At 60.5% G+C, this 23,952-nt stretch carries 25 protein-coding genes; 20 read left to right on the top strand and 5 right to left on the bottom strand.

From position 1 onward, the window contains the following. Positions 1 to 22 precede the first annotated feature (22 nt). The 12 genes from J9885_RS12715 to glmU all read left to right on the top strand — a co-directional run bounded on the left by J9885_RS12715 (position 23) and on the right by glmU (position 10,280). Positions 23 to 826, top strand: a complete 804-nt coding sequence (locus tag J9885_RS12715; RefSeq protein WP_210549671.1) for a ParA family protein — start codon at positions 23 to 25, stop codon at positions 824 to 826. After that, positions 823 to 1,731, top strand: coding sequence for a ParB/RepB/Spo0J family partition protein (locus J9885_RS12710; RefSeq protein ID WP_043763820.1), 909 nt, complete (start codon positions 823 to 825; stop codon positions 1,729 to 1,731). The genes J9885_RS12715 and J9885_RS12710 overlap by 4 nt, the downstream gene beginning before the upstream one ends. Before the next feature lie 190 nt (positions 1,732 to 1,921). Then, a complete protein-coding gene (locus tag J9885_RS12705; protein ID WP_043763823.1) occupies positions 1,922 to 2,332 on the top strand; it encodes an ATP synthase subunit I in 411 nt (136 codons plus the stop codon). An 8-nt stretch (positions 2,333 to 2,340) separates the two neighbouring features. Next, positions 2,341 to 3,123: a F0F1 ATP synthase subunit A gene (gene atpB, locus J9885_RS12700; protein WP_043763825.1), complete on the top strand. Its 783-nt coding sequence runs from the start codon at positions 2,341 to 2,343 to the stop codon at positions 3,121 to 3,123. Positions 3,124 to 3,181: 58 nt separating this feature from the next. After that, complete coding sequence (atpE, locus tag J9885_RS12695; protein ID WP_010672265.1) at positions 3,182 to 3,421, top strand: F0F1 ATP synthase subunit C; 240 nt, start codon at positions 3,182 to 3,184, stop codon at positions 3,419 to 3,421. Positions 3,422 to 3,472: 51 nt separating this feature from the next. Continuing rightward, on the top strand, positions 3,473 to 3,943 hold the full coding sequence (atpF, locus tag J9885_RS12690; protein WP_043763829.1) for a F0F1 ATP synthase subunit B: 471 nt from the start codon (positions 3,473 to 3,475) through the stop codon (positions 3,941 to 3,943). Between the two features lie 13 nt (positions 3,944 to 3,956). After that, a complete protein-coding gene (gene atpH, locus J9885_RS12685; protein ID WP_043763833.1) occupies positions 3,957 to 4,490 on the top strand; it encodes a F0F1 ATP synthase subunit delta in 534 nt (177 codons plus the stop codon). 15 nt (positions 4,491 to 4,505) lie between these two features. Beyond that, positions 4,506 to 6,047, top strand: a complete 1,542-nt coding sequence (gene atpA, locus J9885_RS12680; protein ID WP_043763835.1) for a F0F1 ATP synthase subunit alpha — start codon at positions 4,506 to 4,508, stop codon at positions 6,045 to 6,047. 42 nt (positions 6,048 to 6,089) lie between these two features. Next, positions 6,090 to 6,956: a F0F1 ATP synthase subunit gamma gene (atpG, locus tag J9885_RS12675; protein ID WP_010672261.1), complete on the top strand. Its 867-nt coding sequence runs from the start codon at positions 6,090 to 6,092 to the stop codon at positions 6,954 to 6,956. A gap of 33 nt (positions 6,957 to 6,989) precedes the next feature. Continuing rightward, positions 6,990 to 8,378, top strand: a complete 1,389-nt coding sequence (atpD, locus tag J9885_RS12670) for a F0F1 ATP synthase subunit beta (RefSeq protein ID WP_010672260.1) — start codon at positions 6,990 to 6,992, stop codon at positions 8,376 to 8,378. 18 nt (positions 8,379 to 8,396) lie between these two features. Then, positions 8,397 to 8,825, top strand: a complete 429-nt coding sequence (locus J9885_RS12665) for a F0F1 ATP synthase subunit epsilon (protein WP_010672259.1) — start codon at positions 8,397 to 8,399, stop codon at positions 8,823 to 8,825. A 93-nt stretch (positions 8,826 to 8,918) separates the two neighbouring features. After that, positions 8,919 to 10,280, top strand: a complete 1,362-nt coding sequence (glmU, locus tag J9885_RS12660; protein ID WP_210549670.1) for a bifunctional UDP-N-acetylglucosamine diphosphorylase/glucosamine-1-phosphate N-acetyltransferase GlmU — start codon at positions 8,919 to 8,921, stop codon at positions 10,278 to 10,280. Between the two features lie 50 nt (positions 10,281 to 10,330). Here the strand turns inward: glmU and creD are convergent, their stop codons facing one another. The 4 genes from creD to blrA all read right to left on the bottom strand — a co-directional run bounded on the left by creD (position 10,331) and on the right by blrA (position 14,834). Further along, complete coding sequence (gene creD, locus J9885_RS12655; RefSeq protein WP_210549669.1) at positions 10,331 to 11,692, bottom strand: cell envelope integrity protein CreD; 1,362 nt, start codon at positions 11,690 to 11,692, stop codon at positions 10,331 to 10,333. Between the two features lie 117 nt (positions 11,693 to 11,809). Then, positions 11,810 to 12,604 (bottom strand): class D beta-lactamase, encoded by a 795-nt coding sequence (gene blaOXA / locus J9885_RS12650; protein ID WP_210549668.1) that lies wholly within the window; start codon positions 12,602 to 12,604, stop codon positions 11,810 to 11,812. A 99-nt stretch (positions 12,605 to 12,703) separates the two neighbouring features. Beyond that, positions 12,704 to 14,125, bottom strand: a complete 1,422-nt coding sequence (gene blrB / locus J9885_RS12645; RefSeq protein ID WP_210549667.1) for a beta-lactam sensor histidine kinase BlrB — start codon at positions 14,123 to 14,125, stop codon at positions 12,704 to 12,706. Positions 14,126 to 14,159: 34 nt separating this feature from the next. Beyond that, complete coding sequence (blrA, locus tag J9885_RS12640; protein ID WP_210549666.1) at positions 14,160 to 14,834, bottom strand: beta-lactam response regulator transcription factor BlrA; 675 nt, start codon at positions 14,832 to 14,834, stop codon at positions 14,160 to 14,162. 123 nt (positions 14,835 to 14,957) lie between these two features. Between blrA and J9885_RS12635 the strand changes: the two genes are divergently transcribed. Next, positions 14,958 to 15,731 (top strand): DeoR family transcriptional regulator, encoded by a 774-nt coding sequence (locus tag J9885_RS12635; RefSeq protein ID WP_043763850.1) that lies wholly within the window; start codon positions 14,958 to 14,960, stop codon positions 15,729 to 15,731. A gap of 55 nt (positions 15,732 to 15,786) precedes the next feature. Next, positions 15,787 to 17,619 (top strand): glutamine--fructose-6-phosphate transaminase (isomerizing), encoded by a 1,833-nt coding sequence (glmS, locus tag J9885_RS12630; protein ID WP_210549665.1) that lies wholly within the window; start codon positions 15,787 to 15,789, stop codon positions 17,617 to 17,619. Between the two features lie 69 nt (positions 17,620 to 17,688). On the opposite strand, the gene J9885_RS12625 is transcribed toward glmS, so the two are convergent. After that, on the bottom strand, positions 17,689 to 18,465 hold the full coding sequence (locus J9885_RS12625; RefSeq protein ID WP_043763855.1) for a LuxR family transcriptional regulator: 777 nt from the start codon (positions 18,463 to 18,465) through the stop codon (positions 17,689 to 17,691). A 211-nt stretch (positions 18,466 to 18,676) separates the two neighbouring features. Between J9885_RS12625 and J9885_RS12620 the strand changes: the two genes are divergently transcribed. From J9885_RS12620 to J9885_RS12595, 6 genes are read left to right on the top strand one after another with little or no spacing between them, the layout of a single operon-like run. Further along, on the top strand, positions 18,677 to 19,438 hold the full coding sequence (locus J9885_RS12620) for a DUF3450 domain-containing protein (protein WP_210549664.1): 762 nt from the start codon (positions 18,677 to 18,679) through the stop codon (positions 19,436 to 19,438). Then, positions 19,435 to 20,742 carry a MotA/TolQ/ExbB proton channel family protein gene (locus J9885_RS12615; protein ID WP_210549663.1) on the top strand — a complete coding sequence of 436 codons (1,308 nt, stop codon included), beginning with the start codon at positions 19,435 to 19,437 and terminating at the stop codon, positions 20,740 to 20,742. Before J9885_RS12620 ends, J9885_RS12615 begins: the two co-directional genes overlap by 4 nt. After that, positions 20,739 to 21,269: a MotA/TolQ/ExbB proton channel family protein gene (locus tag J9885_RS12610; protein WP_210549662.1), complete on the top strand. Its 531-nt coding sequence runs from the start codon at positions 20,739 to 20,741 to the stop codon at positions 21,267 to 21,269. The genes J9885_RS12615 and J9885_RS12610 overlap by 4 nt, the downstream gene beginning before the upstream one ends. After that, complete coding sequence (locus tag J9885_RS12605) at positions 21,266 to 21,667, top strand: biopolymer transporter ExbD (RefSeq protein WP_210549661.1); 402 nt, start codon at positions 21,266 to 21,268, stop codon at positions 21,665 to 21,667. Before J9885_RS12610 ends, J9885_RS12605 begins: the two co-directional genes overlap by 4 nt. Further along, entirely contained in the window at positions 21,664 to 22,326 is a 663-nt protein-coding gene (locus J9885_RS12600) for an energy transducer TonB (RefSeq protein WP_210549660.1), read from the top strand. The genes J9885_RS12605 and J9885_RS12600 overlap by 4 nt, the downstream gene beginning before the upstream one ends. Before the next feature lie 2 nt (positions 22,327 to 22,328). After that, the gene (locus J9885_RS12595) at positions 22,329 to 23,507 is read left to right on the top strand and encodes a hypothetical protein (protein WP_210549659.1); all 1,179 of its coding nucleotides are present in this window, start codon (positions 22,329 to 22,331) and stop codon (positions 23,505 to 23,507) included. The last annotated feature ends 445 nt before the right edge of the window (positions 23,508 to 23,952 follow it).

Below are 23,952 nucleotides of genomic sequence, written 5' to 3'. Positions count from 1 at the left end.
CCGCATTCATTTAGGGGATAGTGTGGGAAAAGTCATTGCCATAGCCAACCAGAAGGGTGGAGTGGGTAAAACCACCACCTGTGTGAATCTGGCCGCCTCCATGGCCGCCACCCGGCGCAAGGTGCTGGTGATCGATCTGGATCCGCAGGGCAATGCCACCATGGGCAGCGGTGTCGACAAGTACGACGTCGAGCGCACCGCCTATGAACTGCTGATCGAAGATACCCCCATCGGCGAGGTGATCATCCCCGAAACCACCGGGGGGTATCACCTGATCGCCGCCAATGCCGACGTGACCGCGGCAGAAATCCGCCTGATGGAGTTTTTTGCCCGGGAGATCCGTCTGCGCAATGCCCTGGCCTCGGTCCGGGACAAATACGACTACGTCTTCATCGACTGCCCGCCTTCTCTCAACATGCTGACCGTCAACGCCATGGCCGCCGCCGACTCCGTGCTGGTGCCCATGCAGTGCGAGTACTACGCGCTGGAAGGGCTGACCGCCCTGGTGGACACCATCAGCAAGTTGGCCGCCGTGGTCAACCCGGAGCTGAAGATCGAGGGGGTGCTGCGCACCATGTTCGATCACCGCAACCGGCTGGCCAATGATGTGTCCGATCAGCTGAAACAGCACTTCGGGGACAAGGTCTACCGCACCATCATCCCCCGCAACGTAAGACTGGCCGAGGCACCGAGCTTTGGTGCGCCGGCCATGCACTATGACAAATCATCGGTGGGGGCCAAGGCCTATCTGGCCCTGGCTGGCGAGATCCTGCGTCGCCAGGAACAGGAGTCCCAGCCGATCACCGCAGACCGAGAGAGCATATGACGCCGAAAAAACGTGGGCTGGGCAAGGGGCTGGACGCCCTGCTCAGCACCAGCACGGCCGCCCGCCAGAAACAGGTGATGAGCGACCAGCGCACCGAGCAGGCCATGGCCCCCACCAACCAGGGGGAGCTGCGCAAGCTGCCGGTGGAGTGGTTGCAGTCCGGCAAGTACCAGCCGCGCAAGGATATGTCACAGGATGCGCTGGAAGAGCTGGCCAACTCCATTCGTGCGCAAGGTGTGATTCAGCCCATAGTGGTACGCTCCATCGGCGAGAACCGTTTCGAGATCATCGCCGGTGAGCGGCGCTGGCGGGCCTCCCAGCTGGCCAGGCTCGAGGTGGTTCCCTGCCTGGTCAAGGACGTGCCTGACGAGGCTGCCGTCGCCATCGCGCTCATCGAGAACATCCAGCGAGAAGACCTCAACGCCATCGAGGAGGCGGTGGCCCTGCAGCGGCTGCTGACCGAGTTCGAGCTGACCCACCAGCAGGTGGCCGAAGCGGTGGGCAAGTCCCGCACGACTGTCACTAACCTGCTGCGCCTGAACCAGCTCAACGAGGATGTGAAGCGCTTCGTGGAGCACGGCGATCTCGACATGGGCCACGCTCGTGCCCTGCTGGCCCTGAGCGGCCAGGCCCAGTCCGACCTGGCCAAACTGGTGGCCCAGAAGGGGCTGACCGTGCGAGATACCGAGAAACTGGTGCAAAAAGCGCTGGAACCGGCAAAAACCAAGAGTGAACCCGTCCGCGATCCGCAGTTTGGTTACCTCGAGCGCCAGATTTCAGAAAAAATTGGCAATCAGGTGCAACTTCAGCCGGGCAAGAAGGATAGCGGCAAGTTAGTAATAAGTTACGATAACTTGGCAGATTTGGACCGAGTATTGGGCTATTTTGGCCTGTCAGAATCGTGATTTTTACGCTTTTTGTAGTAATAAAACATCCATTCCTTTCGTTATGAACATAACCTTAATTTCGCGCGGAAAGCCGCAAAAATTAAGGATTTTTGCCATGTTGCAATAGCCGTCTTCACGGGTATAATTTGACCGGCTTTTTGAGCTGTGAACCTGGGGTCTTCGGATCCCGATTTTTTACAGTTCTGTAATGTTCAGGGGTAGGTTGGTGAAGCAGAAAATAGCCTTGGAAGGTTTGACGCTGGCCTTGGCTATGCTCGTTTGTCAGCTGGTCCTGATCCTGGCAATCAGCTCCGTCTGGTTTTACCAGAAGGGAGCCTTTGCCGGACAATCCTCTCTCTACGGAGGGGGGATGTACTGGGTTCCTCAAGCCCTGTTCACTCTCTGGGTTCTGCGCCGCAAGGTGACGAAAGAGAGCGTGGGCCTGGTCTTGCGGGACTTTTATGGTGGGGCAGGGATTAAGCTCATTACTACAACAGGACTTTTCGCCCTGATGTTTGGCTCCGGGATCGAGGTCGACACCGCTTCGTTCTTCGCCACTTATATCCTCGCCCTCGTTGTACAGTGGATAGTTTCATTCACGCTTAACAACCACTATTAGGAAAACTCATGTCTGCAACCGGAGAAGTCCTGACTCCTCAGGGATATATCTCCCACCACCTGACCCACCTGCAAGTCGGGTCCGGGTTCTGGACGGTGAATATCGATTCCATGATATTTTCCGTCGTGCTAGGCGCCCTGTTTATCTGGTTGTTCCGCAAGGTTGCCGTCAAGGCCACCAGCGGTGTACCCGGTAAGCTTCAGTGCTTTGTGGAGATGCTGGTCGAGTTTGTGAATGGTAACGTCAAGGACATCTTTCATGGTCGCAACAAGGTCATCGCACCTTTGGCCCTGACGGTGTTCGTGTGGATCTTCCTGATGAACCTGATGGATCTGATCCCCGTTGACTTTATCCCTCACGCTGCACAGTTGATGGGTGTTCCCTATCTGCGTGTGGTTCCCTCTGCTGACGTTAACATCACCATGTCCATGGCTTTGGGCGTGTTCTTCTTGATCCTGTATTACAGCATCAAGGTCAAGGGTATCAGCGGGTTCGTGAAGGAGCTGACGCTTCAGCCTTTCAACCACCCTGCTGCCATCCCGGTTAACTTCATCCTTGAAACCGTCACGTTGATTTCCAAACCTGTTTCATTGGGTCTGCGACTGTTCGGCAACATGTATGCTGGCGAACTGATCTTCATCCTGATTGCGGGTTTGTTACCCTGGTGGTCACAGTGGATTCTGTCCGTGCCTTGGGCAATCTTCCACATCCTGATCATCACTCTGCAGGCGTTTATCTTCATGGTTCTGACCATCGTCTATCTGTCGATGGCGCAGGAAGACCATGGTTGATGCAACTCAAATAATCCTTTTTATACAATCAATTACATCTAAATAAATGGAGATCCTCATGGAAAACTTGAACATGGACCTGCTGTACATCGCCGCTGCAATGATGATGGGTCTGGCGGCTATCGGCGCCTCCATCGGTATCGGTATCCTGGGTGGCAAGTTCCTGGAAGGTGCTGCTCGTCAACCTGACCTGATCCCTGTTCTGCGTACCCAGTTCTTCATCGTGATGGGTCTGGTGGATGCGATCCCGATGATCGCCGTTGGTCTGGGTCTGTATGTGATGTTTGCGGTTGCCTAAGTCGTAAAGACCCACGCATAACCCATTAACTAACTAAAGAGGACATCGGCTGTGAATATCAACGCCACCCTCCTCGGCCAAGCAGTTGCTTTTTTCATCTTCGTAGTGTTTTGCATGAAGTACGTATGGCCGCCGCTGATGGCTGCCATCGAAGCCCGTCAGAAAGAAATCGCTGACGGCCTCTCTTCTGCAGATCGTGCCAAGAAAGATCTGGAGCTGGCCAAGGCCAACGCCACCGATCAGCTGAAAGAAGCCAAGCTTCAGGCTGCTGAAATCATCGATCAGGCCAACAAACGCAAGGCACAGATCATTGATGAGGCTGCTGTTGGAGCCCAAGCTGAGCGGGAGAAAATCCTGGCTCAGGGCCGTGCAGAGATCGAAGCTGAACGTCATCGTGCCAAAGAAGAACTGCGCAAGCAGGTTGCTGCTCTTGCCATCGCGGGTGCAGAGAAGATCCTGGCACGCCAAATCGACCAGGCTGCCAACAGCGACATCGTCGACAAACTGGTAGCAGAACTGTAACGGGAACGGGGCTATGTCTGAACTGACTACAATCGCTCGCCCCTACGCCAAGGCTGCTTTCGAGTTTGCCGTTGAGCACAAGGCGGTTGACCAATGGCTGGAGATGCTCGATTTCGCCGCTCAGGTGGCAGAAAACGAGACCATCCACAGCCTGGTAAACGGCTCTGTGGCTGCCGAAGAACTGGCAAAGCTGTTTGTCGGTGTCTGCGGTGAGCAGCTCAACGAGCACGGTCAGAACCTGATCCGGGTGATGGCCGAGAATGGTCGCTTGGGTGTGCTGCCGGCGGTCGTTGCCGAATTCGTCGCGCTCAAGGCTGAACTGGACAAAGAGGTTCAGGCTGACGTGATTTCGGCGATCGAACTGACCGACCAGCAGAAAGCCAATATTCAGGCTTCTCTGGAACAACGTCTCGCGCGCAAAGTGAAGCTGAATTGCAGCACAGATGCGTCCTTGATGGCCGGGGTGCTCATCAAGGCCGGTGATCTGGTTATCGACGGCACGGTCCGCGGTAAGCTGGATCGCATGGCCGATGCGCTGCAATCTTGATTGGGGTATTAGAGCATGCAACTGAATTCCACTGAAATCGCCGAGCTGATCAAGCAGCGCATTGCGCAGTTTGATGTCAAAAGCGAAGCGCGTAACGAAGGTACCATCGTTTCTGTAAGCGACGGCATCATTCGTATCCACGGTCTGGCCGATGCCATGCAGGGTGAGATGATCGAGCTGCCGGGCAACCGCTTCGCTCTGGCATTGAACCTGGAGCGTGACTCCGTTGGTGCCGTAGTAATGGGTCCCTACGCCGATCTGGCCGAAGGGATGAAAGTAAAGGGTACCGGCCGTATTCTGGAAGTGCCGGTCGGTCGTGGTCTGTTGGGCCGGGTGGTCAACACCCTGGGTCAGCCGATCGACGGTAAGGGTCCGGTAGACAACGACGGCTTCTCGCCGATCGAAGTGATCGCCCCGGGCGTTATCGAGCGTAAGTCTGTTGACCAGCCAGTCCAGACCGGTCTGAAAGCCATCGATGCCATGATCCCCATCGGTCGTGGCCAGCGTGAGCTGATCATCGGTGACCGTCAGGTAGGTAAGACCGCCATCGCGATCGACACCATCATCAACCAGAAAGACTCCGGCATTAAGTGCGTCTACGTTGCGATCGGCCAGAAGGCCTCTACCATCGCCAACGTGGTGCGCAAGCTGGAAGAGCACGGCGCCCTGGCCAACACCATCGTGGTCGTGGCTTCTGCCTCCGAAGCGGCTGCCCTGCAGTACCTGGCTCCCTACGCCGGTTGCTCCATGGGTGAGTACTTCCGTGACCGCGGCGAAGACGCACTGATCATCTATGATGACCTGTCCAAGCAGGCCGTTGCCTACCGTCAGATCTCCCTGCTGCTGCGCCGTCCGCCTGGACGTGAAGCCTACCCGGGTGACGTCTTCTATCTGCACTCCCGTCTGCTCGAGCGTGCCGCTCGCGTGAACGCCGAGTACGTCGAGAAGTTCACCAAGGGTGCCGTGAAAGGCCAGACCGGTTCCCTGACCGCCCTGCCGATCATCGAAACCCAGGCCGGTGACGTGTCCGCGTTCGTTCCGACCAACGTGATCTCCATCACCGACGGCCAGATCTTCCTGACCTCCCAGCTGTTCAACTCCGGTATTCGTCCGGCGGTTGATCCGGGTATCTCCGTTTCCCGTGTGGGCGGTGCTGCTCAGACCAAGATCGTCAAGAAGCTGTCCGGTGGTATCCGTACCGCGCTGGCCCAGTACCGCGAACTGGCCGCATTCGCCCAGTTCTCTTCCGATCTTGATGACGCGACCCGCAAGCAGCTGGACCACGGTCAGAAAGTGACCGAGCTGATGAAGCAGAAGCAGTACACCCCGATGAGCGTGGCACAACAGTCCCTGGTACTGTTCGCCGCCGAGAAGGGTTATCTCGCCGATGTCGAACTGAGCAAAATCGTCGACTTCGAAGCCGCTCTGCTCTCTTACGCCAATACCCAGCATGCCGAGCTGATGGCTGAAATCAATGCCAAGGCCGACTACAACGACGCGATCGTTGGCAAGCTGACTGCGTTGCTGGATGACTTCAAGGCAACCCAGACCTGGTAAGCGTGTGTGGCAGCGCAAGCTGCCACCTGATGGAGAGAAGAGATGGCCGGCGCAAAAGAGATACGTAACAAGATCGGGAGTGTGAAGAACACTCAGAAGATCACCAGCGCTATGGAAATGGTGGCAGCAAGCAAGATGCGCCGTGCGCAGGAACGCATGTCTGCCAGCCGTCCGTACGCTGAAACCATGCGCAAGGTGATCGGCCATATCGCTCAGGGGAACTTGGAATACAAGCACCCCTACCTCATCGAACGTGAGGTGAAGCGAGTGGGTTACATCGTCGTCTCCACCGACCGTGGCCTGTGTGGTGGTCTGAACATCAACCTGTTCAAGGCTGCCCTCAATGATATGAAGCAATGGAGCGCGAAAGGTGCCAAGGTTGACCTGGCATTGATCGGTAACAAGGCCTCCAACTTCTTTGAACGGCACGGCGCCAAGGTGAAAGCCCACGTCTCCGGACTGGGCGACAACCCGAGCGTCAATGACCTGATCGGTTCAGTGAAGGTCATGCTGAAGGCTTACGACAACGGTGAGATTGACAGGCTGTATCTGGTGTACAACAAGTTCGTCAACACCATGGTTCAGCAACCAAAAGTCGATCAACTGCTGCCTTTGCCCGTAACAGAAGACAGCAAGCTCGCCAAGAAGCACCACTGGGACTACCTCTATGAGCCGGATCCCAAGCAACTGCTGGATACCCTGCTGATTCGCTACGTCGAATCCCAGGTCTACCAGGGTGTGGTAGAAAACTTGGCAAGTGAACAGGCAGCCCGAATGGTTGCCATGCAAGCCGCGACTGACAACGCCGGCAACCTGATTAACGATCTGCAACTGGTATACAACAAGGCCCGTCAGGCCAGTATTACCCAGGAGCTCACAGAGATCGTTTCCGGTGCTGCTGCGGTGTAAGGCAAGGGTTATCAAAGGTTTAGAGGATTTGACATGAGTAACGGTTTCATCGTCCAAATCATCGGCGCTGTGGTGGACATCGAGTTCCCGCAGAATGCCGTGCCCCAGGTGTACGATGCACTGAAGGTTGTCAGCGAAGGCCAAGGCCAGGGTCTGGTACTGGAAGTTCAGCAACAGATCGGCGGCGGCGTCGTGCGTTGCATCACCATGGGTTCCTCCGACGGTCTGCGTCGTGGGTTGGAAGTAGTTAACAGCGGCAAGGCCATCCAGGTACCGGTCGGTACCTCGACCCTGGGCCGTATCATGAACGTACTGGGCGACCCCATCGACGAGAAGGGTCCGATCGGCGAAGAAGAGCGTTGGTCCATCCACCGCGAAGCCCCCAGCTACGAAGATCAGTCCAACAGCACCGAGCTGCTGGAGACCGGCATCAAGGTTATCGACCTGGTATGTCCGTTCGCCAAGGGTGGTAAGGTTGGTCTGTTCGGTGGTGCCGGTGTAGGCAAGACCGTCAACATGATGGAGCTGATCCGTAACATCGCGATCGAACACAGCGGTTACTCCGTGTTCGCCGGTGTGGGCGAGCGTACCCGTGAGGGTAACGACTTCTACCACGAGATGATGGAGTCCAACGTACTGGACAAAGTATCTCTGGTTTACGGTCAGATGAACGAGCCGCCCGGAAACCGTCTGCGCGTGGCGCTGACCGGTCTGACCATGGCCGAGAAGTTCCGTGACGAAGGTCGTGACGTGCTGTTCTTCGTGGACAACATCTACCGTTACACCCTGGCCGGTACTGAAGTATCCGCACTGCTGGGCCGTATGCCCTCCGCAGTAGGTTACCAGCCGACCCTGGCCGAGGAGATGGGTGTTCTGCAAGAGCGCATCACCTCCACCAAGACTGGTTCCATCACCTCCGTACAGGCCGTTTACGTGCCTGCGGATGACTTGACTGACCCGTCTCCGGCGACCACCTTCGCCCACCTGGATGCGACCGTCGTACTGTCCCGTCAGATCGCGGCACTGGGTATCTACCCGGCCGTTGACCCGCTGGACTCCACCTCCCGTCAGCTGGATCCGCTGGTGGTTGGTAAGGAGCACTACGAGACCGCTCGTGGCGTTCAGACCGTACTGCAGCGCTACAAGGAGCTGAAGGACATCATCGCCATCCTGGGTATGGATGAACTGTCAGAAGAAGACAAACTGACCGTAGCCCGTGCCCGTAAGATCGAGCGTTTCCTGTCCCAGCCGTTCTTCGTGGCCGAAGTATTTACCGGTTCCCCGGGCAAATACGTGCCGCTGAAGGAAACCATCCGTGGCTTCCAGGGCATCCTGAAGGGCGAGTACGACGATCTGCCGGAGCAGGCGTTCTACATGGTTGGCGGCATCGACGAAGTCGTCGAGAAGTCCAAGAAACTGTAAGCCTCGATAGGAGGGCCCATGGCTGAGATGATCTCCTTTCACCTGGATGTGGTGAGCGCCGAAGGAAAACTGTTTTCCGGTCGCGTGCAATCCGCCCAGGTATCAGGCTCCGAAGGTGAGCTGGGTCTCCGCCACGGTCATGCTCCGTTGCTGACTGCCATCAAGCCGGGCCTGGTCCGCTTGATCAAGCAAAATGGTAGCGAAGAGGTGCTGTACATCTCCGGCGGCATGCTGGAAGTACAACCCGAAGCCGTGACCGTGCTGGCCGATACCGCCATTCGCGCCGATGACCTGGATGAGGCGAAAGCCCAGGAAGCCAAGCGTCGTGCCGAAGAGCGGATCAACAGCTCCCATGGTGATATCGACTATGCTCAGGCGTCTGCCGAGCTGGCCAAAGCGATGGCCCAGCTGCGGGTTATCGATATCGTCAAAAAGAATTACCGCTAATCACGGTGATGCAAAAAGCGACCTTCGGGTCGCTTTTTTTTTGCCCGTTGGATAGACTCCGCCCAGCATTTCCACCTGTTTCAAAGGCTAGCTATGTCTCTCAATGTCGTGATCCTGGCTGCGGGTAAAGGTACTCGTATGCGTTCTGTTCTCCCCAAGGTGCTGCACCCCGTGGCCAACAAGCCCATGGTCTCCCATGTGATCGATACCGCTCGCCAGATCGGTGCCGAACAGTTGCACCTGGTCTATGGCCACGGAGCCGAGCTGCTCAAGGAGCGGATCGTCGCGGAAGATGTGAACTGGGTTCTGCAGGCCCAGCAGCTGGGAACCGGTCACGCGGTGGCCCAGGCCATCCCGTTCTGGAACGACGAAGACGACGTGCTGGTGCTCTATGGCGATACCCCGCTGATCCAGCCCGAGACCCTGCAGCGGCTGCTGGCCGCCAAGGCGGCAGGTGGAATGGCCCTGCTGACCGTGGTGCTGGATAACCCCACCGGCTATGGCCGCATCGTGCGCGACAGCGGCCAGGTGGTCGGCATCGTCGAGCAGAAGGATGCCAACGCCGAGCAGCTCGCCATCCGCGAGGTGAACACCGGCGTGCTGGTGGCCAACGGTGGCCAGCTGCGCAGCTGGCTGTCGCGTCTGGACAACAAGAATGCCCAGGGCGAGTTCTATCTGACCGACGTCATTGCCATGGCCCACGCCGACAACTGCCCTATCGCCGCGGTTCATCCGGACAGCGCCATGGAAGTGGAAGGCGCCAACAACCGGGTGCAGCTGGCCCAGCTCGAACGCAGCTACCAGCAGATGCAGGCCGAGAAGCTGATGATCGCCGGTGCCACCCTGATCGACCCGGCCCGCTTCGATCTGCGCGGCACCCTGGAGATCGGGGAAGAGGTCGTCATCGACGTCAACGTCATCATCGAAGGCAAGGTGGTGCTGGGCAACCACGTGCGCATCGGGGCCGGCAGTGTGCTGAAGGATTGCGTGATCGGCGATCACACCGAGGTGAAACCCTACTCCGTCATCGAAGGGGCACAGATCGCGGATCAGTGCTCGGTCGGCCCTTTCACCCGTCTGCGCCCGGGCGCCGTGCTGGAGCAGGATGCCCACGTCGGCAACTTCGTCGAGATGAAGAAGGCCCGCCTCGGGGTGGGGTCCAAGTGCGGTCATCTGACCTACCTGGGGGATGCGGAGATCGGTGCCAAGGTGAACATCGGCGCCGGCACCATCACCTGCAACTACGACGGGGTGAACAAGTTCCAGACCATCATCGAGGATGACGTCTTTGTCGGCTCCGACACCCAGCTGGTGGCGCCGGTGCGGATCGGCAAGGGGGCGACCCTGGGGGCCGGCTCCACTATCACCAAGGACGTGGCGGAAAACGAGCTGGTGATAACCCGGGTGCCCCAGCGCCATATCCAGAACTGGGCGCGCCCGGTCAAGAAGAAATGATATCCGATCAATGAAATGCAAACCGGCGCCTGATGGCGCCGGTTTTGTTTTCAGCTCTCCTGCCCGCTGGCAGGGGGCGTCGGGGCATTCCCCATCACCCGATACCAGTCCAGCTTGCGGGTCAGCACCATGACCAGCGCCAGGATGGTGAACAGCAGCAGGGCGCCGAGCAGCAGGGCTATCTCCTCGGCCTGCAGCAAGCCGAACAGGATGGCGTAGACCAGCCCCAGCAGGGCCGCGAAGCCGAGCCCCTGTTTGGGGCCGCCCAGCACATGGCTGAGGTAGAAGCCGTTGAGGGTCACGCTGGCCAGGGCGGCAATCAGATAGGCCCAGGCAAAGCCGAGGTGTTCGGTCAGTGCCAGCAGCACCAGATAGAAGATGGCCAGCCCCATGCCCACCAGGGCGTACTGGATCGGGTGCACCCGCAGCCCCTTGAGCAGCTCGAACATGAAGAAGCTGAGGAAGGTGAGGCCGATGAACAGCAGCGCATACTTGGCGGCCCGCTCGTTCTGCTGATAGTGATCCACCGGCTGCACCAGGCTGACGCTGAAGGCGGGCAGATCGCCGCTGGCACCCTTCATCATCCGGTTGAAACGGCTCTCCATGTCGGTGGCAAACCAGCTGCTCTGCCAGCTCGCCTCGAAGCCGCTGGCGGTGAGGGTACGGCTGCCCGGCAGAAAGTCGCCGATGAAGTTGGGGTGGGGCCAGTTGCTGGCGAGGTTGAGCCTGCTGTCCTGGCCTAGCGGCACAACTTCCAGCTGGTTCATCCCCTGCAAATCCAGCTCGATGTGAAAGGCGCCGCCCTCCCCCGGCAGGGCCGCGAGCGGCGCATGGATGCCGGCCAGTCCGTCACCCAGCAGGGCGCCGGGGGCGAACGGGATGCGCTGCTCCCCCAGTTGCAGCTCGGGTACCCGGTTGATGCCGCGGGCATCGGACAGCACCAGGCTCAGATAGGGTTTGCCTGCCACCAGCGCGGGATCGGTTCCATCGACGGCCAGATCCGGCTCGCCGCTGATCAGGGTTTTACCGTTCAGCTCGGCAGGCAGTCGCCCGGAGAGGGAGAGCCGGGTGTGATAGACCTGGGCCTGGTAGATGCCGAGCTTGCGCGGGGTCACCTCCATGCTCGCCTGCACATCCAGCTGCTCCGGCAGCAGGTAGCGGTAGAGCGGCAGCTTGCGCTCGAAGCGCTTGCCATCCTGCTCTACCGTGACGGTGCGGGTATAAGGCTGCACCACGACCGGCCCCAGCAGCCGCTGCGGCCCGCTGCTGCTGGCCATGATGCTGTGGATGGCCTGGCTGCGATAGGCCTGGCGCTCCCGGTTCAGCTCCATGATGGATTGCACCGGCACCATCAGCAGCAGGCTGAGCAACAGCAGCAGAAAGATCTTGTGGCTGAATATCTGTTTGACCATGACACGTCTCCTTGTTGATGGAGCGAGTGTGGCTGGGTCGGGTGAAGGGGGGATGGGGCTGTGTGAAGTGGAGGTGAAGGGGGATAAAAAAACCGGCGCAGAGCGCCGGTCTCGGTATCACAGGGTTTTCAGTTTGGCCGGCAGGGCGGCCAGCACCTCTTCCTTGGCCTTGAGGGAGGCGAACTGCTTGCCGGGTTTTTGCACCACGGTATGGACGAAGATGAGCTGCTTGCCCGGTTTGCTGGCCCAGCCGACGAACCAGCCTATTTGCTGATCCCGGTCGAGGCTGCCATCCAGTTTTTTCGGGTAGCCCATGCCGGTCTTGCCGTGGATCTGCCAGCCGTCGATCTCGCTCACCTTGAGGATATTGGCGGTGTACTGCAGGGTTTGGGCGGAGACCGGCAGCTTGCCGCTCACCATCCTGCCGAGGAAGCGGGCCTGCTCCTGGGGGCTGATGGTCAGGCTAGAACTGAGCCAGGCCTGGGTCAGACCATCGTGCTTGCCCAGGTTGCCCGAGAGATCCCGGTTGCCATAATCGAAGCGGTCGACGTAGTGCTGGAAGCGCGCCTCCCCCAGCCATTCGGTGAGGCGCTGGGAATACCAGATCACCGAATAGGTCATCCAGCGGCTCGGGGTGGCGGTCTCACGCCATTCGGGCAGAAAGTCGGCATCGCCGGGTTTGAACGGCAGGGCGGGCAGCTGTTCATCCACCAGGAAGCCGCTGTCATAACCCATCAGGGCCAGCGGGATCTTGAAGGTGGAGGCGGGGGTCAGCTGGGCGGCACACTCTCCCTCGGCACTGAGGGGTTTGCCTGTGCCATCGGCAAACAGCATGCAGCCTGAGGCTGCGCTGGCGGGAAAGGCACAGAAGAGTCCGGCGGCAAGCAGGCCGGGCAACAGAATACGGGACATCACTCTCTCCTTGATTCATGGGAATGCGCATCGACGGGGAAGGGTCGGCATCGAGAGGGCGCAGCTTAGCCCGGCTCTGTGTGTTCAGTGTGAAGTGCCTTAGCTGGCGGGGAGCCAGAGTTCTGCCAGCACGCCGCCGTCAGGCTGGTTGGTCAGGGTCAGCCGGCCGCCGTGCTGGCGGGCCACCTCCAGAGCGAAGCTGAGCCCGAGGCCGCTGCTCTTGCCCTTGTCGGGTCTGGGTAGCGAATAGAAGCGCTCGAAGATGCGCGGCAGGGCGTAGGCCGGGATACCCGGCCCCTGATCCCGTACCCGGAAGCAGTACCCCCCCTCCTCCATGGTGCCACTCAGCCTGAGGGTGCTGCCGACGGGGGAGAAGTCGAGGGCGTTGTCCAGCAGGTTGCCGAGGGCCTGCTCCACCAGCAGGGGATCCCACTTCTGTTTCTGGGCTTCGTCCAGCGCACTCAACAAGGTGATCTGGCGACGCTCGGCGGCGATCTGGCGGGCATCGATCGTTCGCCTGCCCAGCCGGGCGGGTTCCACCGATTGTCTGTCCAGCCCCTGCCCCGACTCCAGCCTGGCCAGCTGCAACATCCGCTCGATCAGCTGCTGCATGCGGGCCGTCTCCAGATTGATGTTGCCGATAAAGCGCGTCGCTATTTCGGCTGGCGGCGCCTCGGCCAGGATCTCCCCTGCCCCGCGGATGGCGGCCAGCGGGCTCTTGAGCTCGTGGGTCAGGCTGTGCACATAGGCTTCGATGTAGGCCTTGCCGTCCAGCTGGCGACGCATGGTCTCCAGGGAGCGGCCGAGCCGATCCAGCTCCGGACTGTAGAGGCGTGGCAGAGTGGCGGGCTGGCCCTGGCTGACCGCATCGGCGTAGTGCGCCAGCTTGCCGATGGCACGGTTGAGCCACCACACCAGCAGGGCACCGATGAGCAGGGAGATGCACAGCAGCAGAGCCGCCCCCTGCAGCAACTGGTGCTCGCTGCGCTCTATCATGGGCAGCAGGGTGCGGTTGGGCTTGGCGACGGTGAGGGAACCCAGGATGTCGTCCCCTTCCCGTAGCGGGGCGGCGACGTGCATCACCGAGCTGGCGGGATCGTCAGGATCGCTGCGGGTGCTGCGGGCGCCGTATTCGCCGCGCAGGGTCAGGTAGACGTCGTTCCAGCGAGAGTAGTCCTTGCCCAGATCCACCCCGTCCGAGTCGTAGACCACCTTGCCCCAGCGGTCGACCACATAGATGCGGTACTCCGCCTGCTGCTTGAGGTGGCCGTCGATGAGGGCGTTGATGGGGTTCTGGTTGAGGCGGGCGAAGGCGCTGGCGAGCCGGCCATTCGCCATCTTCCCTTCCTGCATGTCGTCCAGGGCCAGGGGGGCCAGCATCTGGGCCATGTCCACCAGGGTGTCTTCGGTGGCGCTGCGTACCCCGGGTTTGATCTCCTCGACGAAGATCTCCAGCACGAACCAGGCGGCCAGCGCAAAGATCAGCACCAGCCCGCACAGCAGTTGCAGTCCGATCCTCATGTCAGCCTCCGGCAGGTGCCCGGCAGCTGGGCGTTCATGCCAGCTCCAGGCTGTAGCCCAGCCCGCGGTGGGTCAGGATCAGGTTGGCTTCCGGGTCCCGTTCCCTCAGCTTGGCGCGCAGGGTCTTGATGTGGGTATCGACGGTGCGGTCCAGGCTCTCCTCCGCGTCCTGCCACACCAGCTCCATCAGCTGCTGGCGGGAGTAGACCCGGCCGGGGGACTGCATGAGCGTCTTGAGCAACAGGTATTCGTAGCGGGTGAGGGCCAGCGGCTGCCCCAGGAAGCAGATACGGGCCCGCTCCTCGTCCAGCACCAGGAAGTACTCCTGCCGGGGGGCGGTTGGCTGGCTGCGGCGCAGGATGACCCGCACCCGGGCGCACACCTCCCGCGGAGAGAAGGGCTTGGCCACATAGTCGTCGGCCCCGATCTCCAGCCCGATCAGGCGGTCTATCTCCTCGCTGCGGGCGGTGAGGAACATCAGCGGAACGTCGCAACGGGTCCTAACCTGCTTGCACAGCTCGAAGCCGCTGATGTCCGGCAGCCCCACATCCAGAATGAGGAAGTCCGGTCGCGTCTGTTCCAGTCGCGCCAGCAACGGCTGGCCGAGGGGGAACCACTCCACCTCGAAACCGTCGGTCTGCAGGGCGTAGATCAGGGTGTCGGCAATGCTGGCCTCGTCTTCCACCAGCCAGATGAGTCGTTTTTGCATGATGTCCTCGTCGCAAATCGGCTTGCCCATTCTGGCATCGAACCAAATTGGATCCTATTTGCCGTTTGATTTTTCCCGAAAAGGTATTAATATTTCGCCATTCTTTCGAATCGAAACTTATAGATGACCAAACGCAACACTCAACAGCGTCGCCACACCATCGTCAGCCTGGTACAGGAACAGGGTGAAGTGAGCGTCGACGCCCTTGCCAGGCACTTCTCCACTTCCGAAGTGACCATCCGCAAGGATCTAGCCGTGCTGGAGACCGGCGGTCTGCTGCTGCGCCGTTACGGTGGTGCCGTGCCCCTGCCCAGCGAGATGGTGGTGGACAGCAATCCGGATCAGGTTTCGAAACGAAAGCTGGCCATTGCCCGCGCCGCCGCCGAGCGGATCCGCGATCACAACCGCGTCATCATCGACAGCGGCAGCACCACCAGCGCCATGATCCCCATGCTGGGCAACAAGCGCGGCCTCATCGTCATGACCAACTCCCTCAATGTGGCCGGCGCCCTGCGCGAGCTGGAAAATGAGCCTACCCTGTTAATGACCGGAGGCACTTGGGACCCACATTCCGAGTCCTTCCAGGGCCAGGTGGCGGAGCAGGTGCTGCGATCCTATGACTTCGACCAGCTCTTCATCGGCGCCGACGGCATCGACCCTGAGCGTGGTACCACCACCTTCAACGAGCTGGTGGGCCTCTCCCGAGTGATGGCCGAGGTGTCGCGGGAGGTCATCGTCATGGTGGAGTCGGAGAAGATCGGCCGCAAGATCCCCAATCTCGAGCTGCCCTGGTCCAGCATCCATACCCTAGTGACCGATGAGGGGCTGGCTGGTGAGGCCAGAGAACAGATCCAGGCCAGGGGGATCACGCTGATTTGCGCCCCCGTGGCCGTTTGACCTGAACAATCCATTATCCAATCGAATTAACGTCTTACGTCTCAAGGAGAAGTCTATGTGTGGCATCGTCGGGGCCGTCGCCCAACGTGATGTGGCTGAAATTCTGGTAGAGGGCCTGCGCCGTCTTGAATACCGTGGCTATGACTCTGCCGGGGTCGCCGTGTTCAGCGCCGATCGTCCGCTGCAGCGGGTGCGCCGTCTGGGCAAGGTGGCCGAGCTGGCCAAGGCGCTGGAAGAGCAGTCCGTACACGGCGGTACCGGCATCGCCCATACCCGCTGGGCCACCCACGGCGAGCCGTCCGAGCGCAATGCCCACCCCCACGTCTCCGAGCATATCGTGGTGGTACACAACGGCATCATCGAGAACCACGAAGAGCTGCGTGAAGAGCTCAAGGCGCTGGGTTATGTGTTCAGCTCCGACACCGACACCGAGGTGATCGCCCACCTGGTGCACCACGAACTGAAATCCGCCCCCAACCTGCTGGCGGCCATGCAGGTCGCGGTGAAGCAGTTGCGCGGCGCCTACGGCACCGTGGTCATGGACAGCCGTGACGACAGCCGTGTGGTGGTGGCCCGTTCCGGTTCTCCCCTGGTGATCGGTCGCGGCATTGGCGAGAACTTCATCGCCTCCGACCAGATGGCGCTGCTGCCGGTGACCCGTCGCTTCATCTTCCTGGAAGAGGGTGACGTGGCCGAGGTGACCCGCCGCGACGTGCACATCTTCGACACCCACGGCGAGGCCGTGGTGCGCGAGGAGCTGGAGTCCGAGCTCTCCCACGATGCCGGTGACAAGGGCGAATACCGCCACTACATGCTCAAGGAGATCTACGAGCAGCCCAAGGCCATCACCAACACCCTGGAAGGGCGTCTGGGCAGTGATCACGTGGTGGTCGAGTCCTTCGGCAACGGTGCGCGCGCCATCTTCGACAAGGTCGAGCACGTGCAGATCGTCGCCTGTGGCACCTCCTACAACTCCGGCATGGTGGCCCGCTACTGGTTCGAGGAGATCGCCGGCGTCTCCTGCGACGTGGAGATCGCCTCCGAGTTCCGCTACCGCAAGTCCGTGGTGCGCCCCAACAGCCTGCTGGTGACCCTCTCCCAGAGCGGTGAGACCGCCGATACCCTGGCCGCCTTGCGCCTGGCCAAGGAGTCCGGTTACATGAGTTCCCTGGCCATCTGCAACGTGCCGGGCTCCTCCCTGGTGCGCGAGTCGGACCTGGCCTTCATGACCCGGGCCGGTGCCGAGATCGGCGTGGCCTCCACCAAGGCGTTCACCACCCAGCTGGCGGGCCTGCTGATGCTGGTGGCCTCCATCGGTCACTGCCGTGGCAACCTGAGTGCCGCGGCCGAGGCCGAGCTGGTCAAGGCGCTGCAAGCCCTGCCGCTGCGCATCAAGGAGAGCCTGGCGCTGGCCAAGCAGATCGAGACCCTGGCCGAAGAGTTCGCCGACAAGCACCACAGCCTGTTCCTCGGCCGTGGCAGCCAGTACCCCATTGCCATGGAAGGGGCGCTCAAACTCAAAGAGATCTCCTACATCCACGCCGAGGCCTATGCTGCCGGTGAGCTGAAGCACGGTCCGCTGGCCCTGATCGATGCCGAGATGCCCATCATAGTGGTGGCGCCGAACAACGATCTGCTGGAGAAGCTCAAGTCCAACGTGGAAGAGGTGCGTGCTCGCGGCGGCATCCTCTATGTGTTCGCCGATGCGGATACCGGCTTCAAGAGCGATGAGACCATGCGAGTGATGTGCCTGAACCACGTGGAAGAGGTGATCGCACCCATCGTCTATACCGTGCCGCTGCAACTGCTCTCCTACCACGTCGCCCTCATCAAGGGTACAGACGTGGATCAGCCGCGCAACCTGGCGAAATCCGTGACCGTGGAATAAGCCGTTGTCAGGAATGAAAAAAGAGCCGCATTGCGGCTCTTTTTTATTGGCTGTGCCGCCGGGCCGGCGTCACGACAACCGCAGGTTGGTGATGGTCACGTCATCTAGGGAGGGCACTATGATGCCGCTGGAGATGCTCTTGGCGATCGCCTGGTTGCGGTTCTTCGAATCCGTCTTGTTGGTGACCTGATTGAGGTGGAAGTTCACGGTGCGCTCGCTGATCCCGAGGATGGTGGCGATCTCCCAGGAGGTCTTGCCCTCGCTGGCCCAGAACAGGCATTCCTTTTCCCGATCCGACAGCTCGGTCAGGTGCCTCATCAGCTCGGGTCTGCTTTTTATCAGCTGAAGTGCCGAGTTGAAGATGTAGCTGGCACAGAACGACAGCAAGGGAACGTTTTCAAACATCAGGTCGGAGCTGGATTTTTCCTTGCTGATGAAGGAGAGGATGCCGTGCTCCCCCTGCGGGGTGTGGAGCGGGAAGGAGACCCCGTTTCTGACTCCGAAGTCGGCGGCCAGGTTCATGACTTCCTGGCTGGCACTGGGCAACCAGGGGGAATCGCAGTCGAGCTTGTTCCAGAAGATGGGCTGGGTCTGTTTCAGCCCGAGGAAGACCACAGGATCCTGGGTCAGGTAGTGGCGCTCCGAGTAGGCATCGAACCAGCTGGTGGGGCAGTTGTTGAACAAGGCGACATGTGACTTTTGCATGCTGATGGGAAAAATGATCAGCAGCCGGAAGTAATCAAAACCCATCTGGTGACTGAAACGCTCCAGTTGCTGCTGGATGTCGCAAGTCTTCTTGGCCTTCGTGAACCGATCTATGTGTTCCCAGATCGCATCGTTAAACATGTAAATCTCCTTTTTCGACCACTTATCATCCTGATCGAAAAGACATTTTTTAGTTATTTAGAATGGAGTTGCGACTTCCAACGCCAGTTAATCCCGTACTTGTCTAAAAAGTATCCTGTTTTTTCGGTCGCAGGCCAAGAAAATCATCTGATTGCCACTGGCGCGACTCTCTGAGACAATGAGAATAGTTATCATTGTTAAGATTTATATCATGAACAAGTTTTGGGGTCTGGCCTTGTTGCCATTGGCCGTTCATTTCGTCGCCTCTGCCGACGATATGGTCGCGCCCGAACTGAAAAAAAGCATAGCCGACGGGAAGTCTTCCCAATTACGTGTGGAAAAAGCCGCAGATGCGGCCGTTGCCGCCAGGGCGGAGCTGCAAAATGCGCAGCTGCAACTGCGGGATCTGGAAGCCTACAACCGCTACATGCAGACGCTGGTGGCCGATCAGCAGCAGGAGTTGAGCAAGCTCACCCAGCAACTGGAGGCGGTACAGGAGACTCGACAGGGCTTGGTTCCGCTGATGCTGCAGATGCAGGCGGACCTGGAACAGCTGGTGGAGAGCGACATTCCGCTGCGCAAGGAAGATCGCCTGGCGCGAGTTGAACAGCTGAAAGCCACCCTGGCCAGGGCCGATGTGAGCGAGGCGGAGAAATTCCGCCAGCTGCTGCAGGCCTACCAGATCGAAGCCGAATACGGCAGCCGGCTCGACAGCTATGTCGCCGAGCTTGTACTGGACGGCGCACCGCGCCGGGTCGATGTGCTGGCGGTGGGCCGCGTCTCCCTGCTGGCCATGACTGCCGATCGCAGCCAGGCGTGGCGCTGGTCTGCGCAGAACAAGCAGTGGCAGTCCCTCGATAGCCAGTGGCTCTCCCCCATCGCCGAGGCGCTGGAGATGGCCGCCGACAAGAAGGTTCCCCAGTTGTTGAATGTCCCCCTTTCCGTCAGCCGTGGTCAGGAGGCCCAGTCATGAGCGTCACCATGAAGTGGTTCCCCCTCGCCCTCGTCCTCACTCTTGGCACTACTGCCGCCGTGGCCGACGAAGCCTGGCAGCAGCAAGAACAGGCCCGTGAACAGCAGGCACAGCAGGATCTGGCGTCCGTCTCCAAGGAGCTGAACAGTGCCCGCGCCAAGCTGGCCGAGGCCCAGCGCCTGAGCAAGGAGCTGGCCAGCCAGTTCGCTACCAATGAGAAGCAGCTGGTGGAGCTCAATACCCAGTGGGAGCAGGCCTCCGGTGACATGAACGAGATCTTTGCGGTCACCCGTCAGGGGGCCAGCGATGCGGTCAAGCTGCTGAGCGAATCCGCGGTCGAAGGTCAGTACCCCGAGCGCCTCGCGCCGCTCAAGGCGATGGCACAGGAGAAGCAGGTACCGGATCGCGCCGCCCTCGCCCTGCTGCCTGCCACCCTGCAGCAGGAGATCCGCGAATCGGGCCGGGTTGCCCAGTTCAACGGCAAGGTGCTGGATGCCCAGGGGACGGCCAGCGAGCAATCACTGACCCGGGTCGGCAGCTTCGCCCTGTTTGGCGAGCAGGGGGTCCTGCAGCCAACCGTCGAAGGCCTGAGCCCTGTGCTGGGCCTGCCCGGCAACGTGCTCTCCGCCGCGGCCGCCTATCAGGGCCAGGAAGGGGAAGCGCTGCCGCTGGATCCCTCCCACGGCACCCTGCTGGCGATGCTGGCACAGGTGCCCACCTTCTGGCAGCAAGTCCAGCAGGGTGGTCAGGTTGGCGCCATCATAGTGCTGCTGGCCGCCATCGGCCTGGGGATAGCTGGAGTACGGCTGTGGAGCCTCTCTCGTGAGCTGACATTGGTGCGCCGCCAGCTCAAGAGCGGTGAGTATCACGCCGATAACGCCCTCGGCCGGGTGCTGACGGTGGCGGACAAGCATCCCGAGCTGAGCATGGAGACCCTCGAGCTGCGTCTCGACGAAGCGATCCTGCAGGAGACCCCTCGCATGGAGCGCGGCATCGGCATGGTCAAGGTGATCGCGGCCATCGCCCCCATGCTGGGGCTGCTTGGTACCGTGACCGGGATGATCGGCACCTTCCAGGCCATCACCCAGTTTGGCACCGGCGATCCCAAGATCATGGCCGGCGGCATCTCCATGGCGCTGGTCACCACGGTACAGGGTCTGGTGGCGGCCATTCCGCTGATCCTGGCCCACAGCCTGCTGCAATCCCGCTTCACCGAACTCTCCAACGTGCTGGAGCAGCAGGTGGCCGGCATTCTGGCCGAGCGGGCTGAAAGCAACCGTGACGGGATGGAGCGGGCGGCATGATGCTCGACATCTGGCAACAGCTGCAGAGCTTCATGGGCCGTGGCGGTCCCGTGCTCTGGGTCATTCTGGCCCTGCTGGTGCTGATGTGGATTCTGATGATCGAGCGACTGCTCTACCTCAACCTGGGGTTTGCCCCGCTGCAGAGCCAGCTGCTCGACCGCTGGCAAGCGCGCAGCGAGCGCCACAGCTGGCACGCTCGGGCGATTCGCGGGCGCTGGCTGGCCGAGGCCGAGCTTGAGCTCAATCGTCATCTGATCTTCATCCGTACCCTGGTGGTGCTCTGCCCCATGCTGGGGCTGCTGGGTACAGTGACCGGCATGATAGGTGTATTCGATGCGTTGGCTGCGGCCAACCGCTTTAACCCGGAGAGCATGGCGGGGGGGATCTCCCGCGCCACCATCCCCACCATGGCTGGCATGGTGGTCGCCCTCTCCGGCGTGTTGTTACTCAGCCGGCTCGAGAGCCAGGCCAAGCGTGCGCTGGCCAAGACCCGGGACGGCCTGCAAGAAGAGAAGGTAATGCAATGAGACGGCAGTCCAAACGTCAGCGCGATGAAGTGCAGATCGACATGACTCCCATGCTGGATATCGTGTTCATCATGCTGATCTTCTTTATTGTTACCACCTCCTTCGTGCGCGAAGCCGGACTCGAGGTGCACAGGCCCCAGGCCAGCCAGGCCAAGGCGCAGAAGTCCTCCAGCATCATGCTGGCGATCGGCCCCCAGGGGCAGATATTCCTCGACCGCAAGCAGATCGACGTGGAGCGGGTACAGGCCAGCGTCGCCCAGCTGCTGGCGGAGCAGCCCGATGCCAGCCTGGTGATCCAGGCCGACGAGCGGGTACCCCACGGCAAGGTGGTGCGGGTGATGGATGAGGCCAAGGCAGCAGGCATCGCCAACATCGCCGTGGCGGTGGCACCGAAATGAAATACAAGCTGATGAGCCTGGGACTGGGGATTGCCCTCAGCCTGGGGATCCTGCTGTTTATGGCCACGTTGGTTGAACCACCCCGAGGCGAGAAGGTGGCGAGCGAGCAGAAGTCCATCGTCATCAACATGCAGAACGAGGTGACAGAGGTGCAGGTGCGCGAGCGCCCGGTACCCCAGGAACCGGAGCCCCTGCCGGAGCCGCCTGCCGCGCTGGCCTCGACGCCGCTGCCCATGCCGGCGGCGGCCCCGCTGCCCTCGGTGCAGCCGAGCCTGGATCTGGTTTCCAGCCTCAGCGCGGTGCAGGTCTATGCCCCCGGCGTCGCGACCAGTCCCACCCCGGTCGCGAGCGGCAACTTCCATGGCCAGCAACAGGGGGCCGGGATCGGCGCCGGCGACATGCTGATGCCATTGCAGCGGATCGAGCCTGTCTATCCCTATCGGGCCCAGCAGGCAGGCATCGAAGGGGCTGTCACCTTACGTTTCAGCGTCGATGCCGACGGCCGGGTACAGGATGTGGAAGTGGTCGAGGCCAAGCCGAAGCGTCAGTTTGAGCGGGCGGCCATTCAGGCGATCAACAAGTGGCGCTATCAGCCGAGACCCGGCGCCACCGACAAGCTGGTGCAGGTCATCACGCTCAAATTCAAGCTGGAGTCATAACCATGTTGCGGATCTGGATCTGTCTGCTGGCCCTGGTCAGCCAAGCCTGTCTGGCGATGGAGGTGAGCCCTCATTTCTCCCGCCAGCTGGAGCCCGTGATGAAACTCTATCAGTCCGGCCAGTGGCAACAGGCCCAGAGCAAGGCGGCGGGGCTCAAACCAAACTCCGAAGCCGAACGCGCCTGGCTTGCCCAGTTGCAGGCATCCCTGGCGGCCAACCTGCAACAGACCGCACAGGCAAGCCGCTATGTCGAACAAGCCCTGGCCTATAAAGAGTGGCCAGAGCAGCAACAACTTCAGCTGTTGCGTCTGCGCGGCGACATTCAGGCCCAGCAATCCAACTGGACCGGCGCCATCGCTAGTTACAAGGCCGCGTTGGCCATCAAGGCTGATGATGCCTTGCGCCTGCGTCTGGCCGGCCTCTATTACCACAACAAGCAGTACGGTGAGGCGGCCAGCCAGAGCGAACAGCTGTTGAAGAAGAGCTGGCAGAAGCAGACCGCCGTCATCCGCCTCTCCGCCCTTACCGCGCTGCAGCGCTACGGTGTGGCGGCCGATCAGGCCGAAGAGCTGATCCGCCACGAGCCGAAAGAGAGCAAGTGGTGGCAACAGGCGGTGTCGCTCAACCTCTCCGCCAAGCGCGGCGATCAGGCGCTGGCGTTGCTGCAGACCGCCATCAACAGAAAACTGATGGATGACGCCGCCGCTCGCAACCAGCTGATCCGTCTGTATGCCTGGCAGGGGTTGCCCTATCGCGGCGCCCGCCTGCTGGAAGCGGCCATGGCGAAGGGACAGATGAAACAGAGCGCCGACAATCGCCAACTGCTGGCCCAATTGTGGGAAGGGGCGCGCGAGTGGCCGAAGGCTGTCGACAGCTGGCAGCTGCTCGCCCGTGAGCATGCTCATCCCAAGGCGGCCATGCGCGCCGCCGAGCTGCTGTTGCAGCAAGGCAAAACGGATGAGGCTATGACTCAGCTCGCGGCCATCAAGTCGGTGAAAGGGGAGCAAGGCAACAGGGCCAAGGCGCTGCTGGTGCAAGCACACCTTAATAAGGAGCAGTATGCCGAGGCGTTGGCGCTGGCCCGTGAACTGCAGCAGCAGGGCAACTGGCAGCAGCGGGCGACCAGCTGGGTCAACTACATTCAGGCGCAGACCGATGGAGCGAACAAAAATGCGGCGTGAAATTGGGCAAAAACGCGCATTTCATGGGCTTTAGCCTGCTTTTTCAGCAAACGAACGCATTTCCACAAAAAGCCCTTGTCATCGCGGCGCCGCTCCCTATAATGCGCCCCTACCAGCACGGCGGTCCACGCCGAACTGATGAGCCAGCTTCCTTGTGAAGTCGGCGCCGAAAGAAAAGCGAAAACAAGCGCTTGACTTTCGAAGTGAGGTCGGTATTATACGCCACCTCAGCGCGACAAGCGCCACGCTCTTTAACAATTTGAATCAAGCAATCTGTGTGGGCACTCACAGCATCGAGCATCAAAAGCAATTTTTGATTTTCAATGTCTGATGAAGTGACCAAAGCAACTTTTAGTTGCAGCAGTTAATTCAGCAATTCATTGAGCCGCCTTTATAGGCAACCAAACTTAAATTGAAGAGTTTGATCATGGCTCAGATTGAACGC

It is taken from the genome of Aeromonas sp. SrichE-2G (assembly GCF_017939565.1).
Taxonomy (GTDB): Bacteria; Pseudomonadota; Gammaproteobacteria; order Enterobacterales; family Aeromonadaceae; genus Aeromonas; species Aeromonas taiwanensis.
Note: the sequence above shows the minus strand (reverse complement) of the source record. Positions and strands in the feature narration are given on the sequence as shown.

What these genes read in the sequence shown, in the direction of transcription:
- J9885_RS12710 (WP_043763820.1), top strand. Translation starts at nt 823, where the DNA reads ATGACGCCGAAAAAACGTGGGCTGGGCAAGGGGCTGGACGCCCTGCTC.
- J9885_RS12705 (WP_043763823.1), top strand. Translation starts at nt 1,922, where the DNA reads ATGTTCAGGGGTAGGTTGGTGAAGCAGAAAATAGCCTTGGAAGGTTTG.
- atpB (WP_043763825.1), top strand. Translation starts at nt 2,341, where the DNA reads ATGTCTGCAACCGGAGAAGTCCTGACTCCTCAGGGATATATCTCCCAC.
- atpE (WP_010672265.1), top strand. Translation starts at nt 3,182, where the DNA reads ATGGAAAACTTGAACATGGACCTGCTGTACATCGCCGCTGCAATGATG.
- atpH (WP_043763833.1), top strand. Translation starts at nt 3,957, where the DNA reads ATGTCTGAACTGACTACAATCGCTCGCCCCTACGCCAAGGCTGCTTTC.
- atpA (WP_043763835.1), top strand. Translation starts at nt 4,506, where the DNA reads ATGCAACTGAATTCCACTGAAATCGCCGAGCTGATCAAGCAGCGCATT.
- atpG (WP_010672261.1), top strand. Translation starts at nt 6,090, where the DNA reads ATGGCCGGCGCAAAAGAGATACGTAACAAGATCGGGAGTGTGAAGAAC.
- atpD (WP_010672260.1), top strand. Translation starts at nt 6,990, where the DNA reads ATGAGTAACGGTTTCATCGTCCAAATCATCGGCGCTGTGGTGGACATC.
- J9885_RS12665 (WP_010672259.1), top strand. Translation starts at nt 8,397, where the DNA reads ATGGCTGAGATGATCTCCTTTCACCTGGATGTGGTGAGCGCCGAAGGA.
- glmU (WP_210549670.1), top strand. Translation starts at nt 8,919, where the DNA reads ATGTCTCTCAATGTCGTGATCCTGGCTGCGGGTAAAGGTACTCGTATG.
- creD (WP_210549669.1), bottom strand. Translation starts at nt 11,692, where the DNA reads ATGGTCAAACAGATATTCAGCCACAAGATCTTTCTGCTGCTGTTGCTC.
- blaOXA (WP_210549668.1), bottom strand. Translation starts at nt 12,604, where the DNA reads ATGTCCCGTATTCTGTTGCCCGGCCTGCTTGCCGCCGGACTCTTCTGT.
- blrB (WP_210549667.1), bottom strand. Translation starts at nt 14,125, where the DNA reads ATGAGGATCGGACTGCAACTGCTGTGCGGGCTGGTGCTGATCTTTGCG.
- blrA (WP_210549666.1), bottom strand. Translation starts at nt 14,834, where the DNA reads ATGCAAAAACGACTCATCTGGCTGGTGGAAGACGAGGCCAGCATTGCC.
- J9885_RS12635 (WP_043763850.1), top strand. Translation starts at nt 14,958, where the DNA reads ATGACCAAACGCAACACTCAACAGCGTCGCCACACCATCGTCAGCCTG.
- glmS (WP_210549665.1), top strand. Translation starts at nt 15,787, where the DNA reads ATGTGTGGCATCGTCGGGGCCGTCGCCCAACGTGATGTGGCTGAAATT.
- J9885_RS12625 (WP_043763855.1), bottom strand. Translation starts at nt 18,465, where the DNA reads ATGTTTAACGATGCGATCTGGGAACACATAGATCGGTTCACGAAGGCC.
- J9885_RS12620 (WP_210549664.1), top strand. Translation starts at nt 18,677, where the DNA reads ATGAACAAGTTTTGGGGTCTGGCCTTGTTGCCATTGGCCGTTCATTTC.
- J9885_RS12615 (WP_210549663.1), top strand. Translation starts at nt 19,435, where the DNA reads ATGAGCGTCACCATGAAGTGGTTCCCCCTCGCCCTCGTCCTCACTCTT.
- J9885_RS12610 (WP_210549662.1), top strand. Translation starts at nt 20,739, where the DNA reads ATGATGCTCGACATCTGGCAACAGCTGCAGAGCTTCATGGGCCGTGGC.
- J9885_RS12605 (WP_210549661.1), top strand. Translation starts at nt 21,266, where the DNA reads ATGAGACGGCAGTCCAAACGTCAGCGCGATGAAGTGCAGATCGACATG.
- J9885_RS12600 (WP_210549660.1), top strand. Translation starts at nt 21,664, where the DNA reads ATGAAATACAAGCTGATGAGCCTGGGACTGGGGATTGCCCTCAGCCTG.
- J9885_RS12595 (WP_210549659.1), top strand. Translation starts at nt 22,329, where the DNA reads ATGTTGCGGATCTGGATCTGTCTGCTGGCCCTGGTCAGCCAAGCCTGT.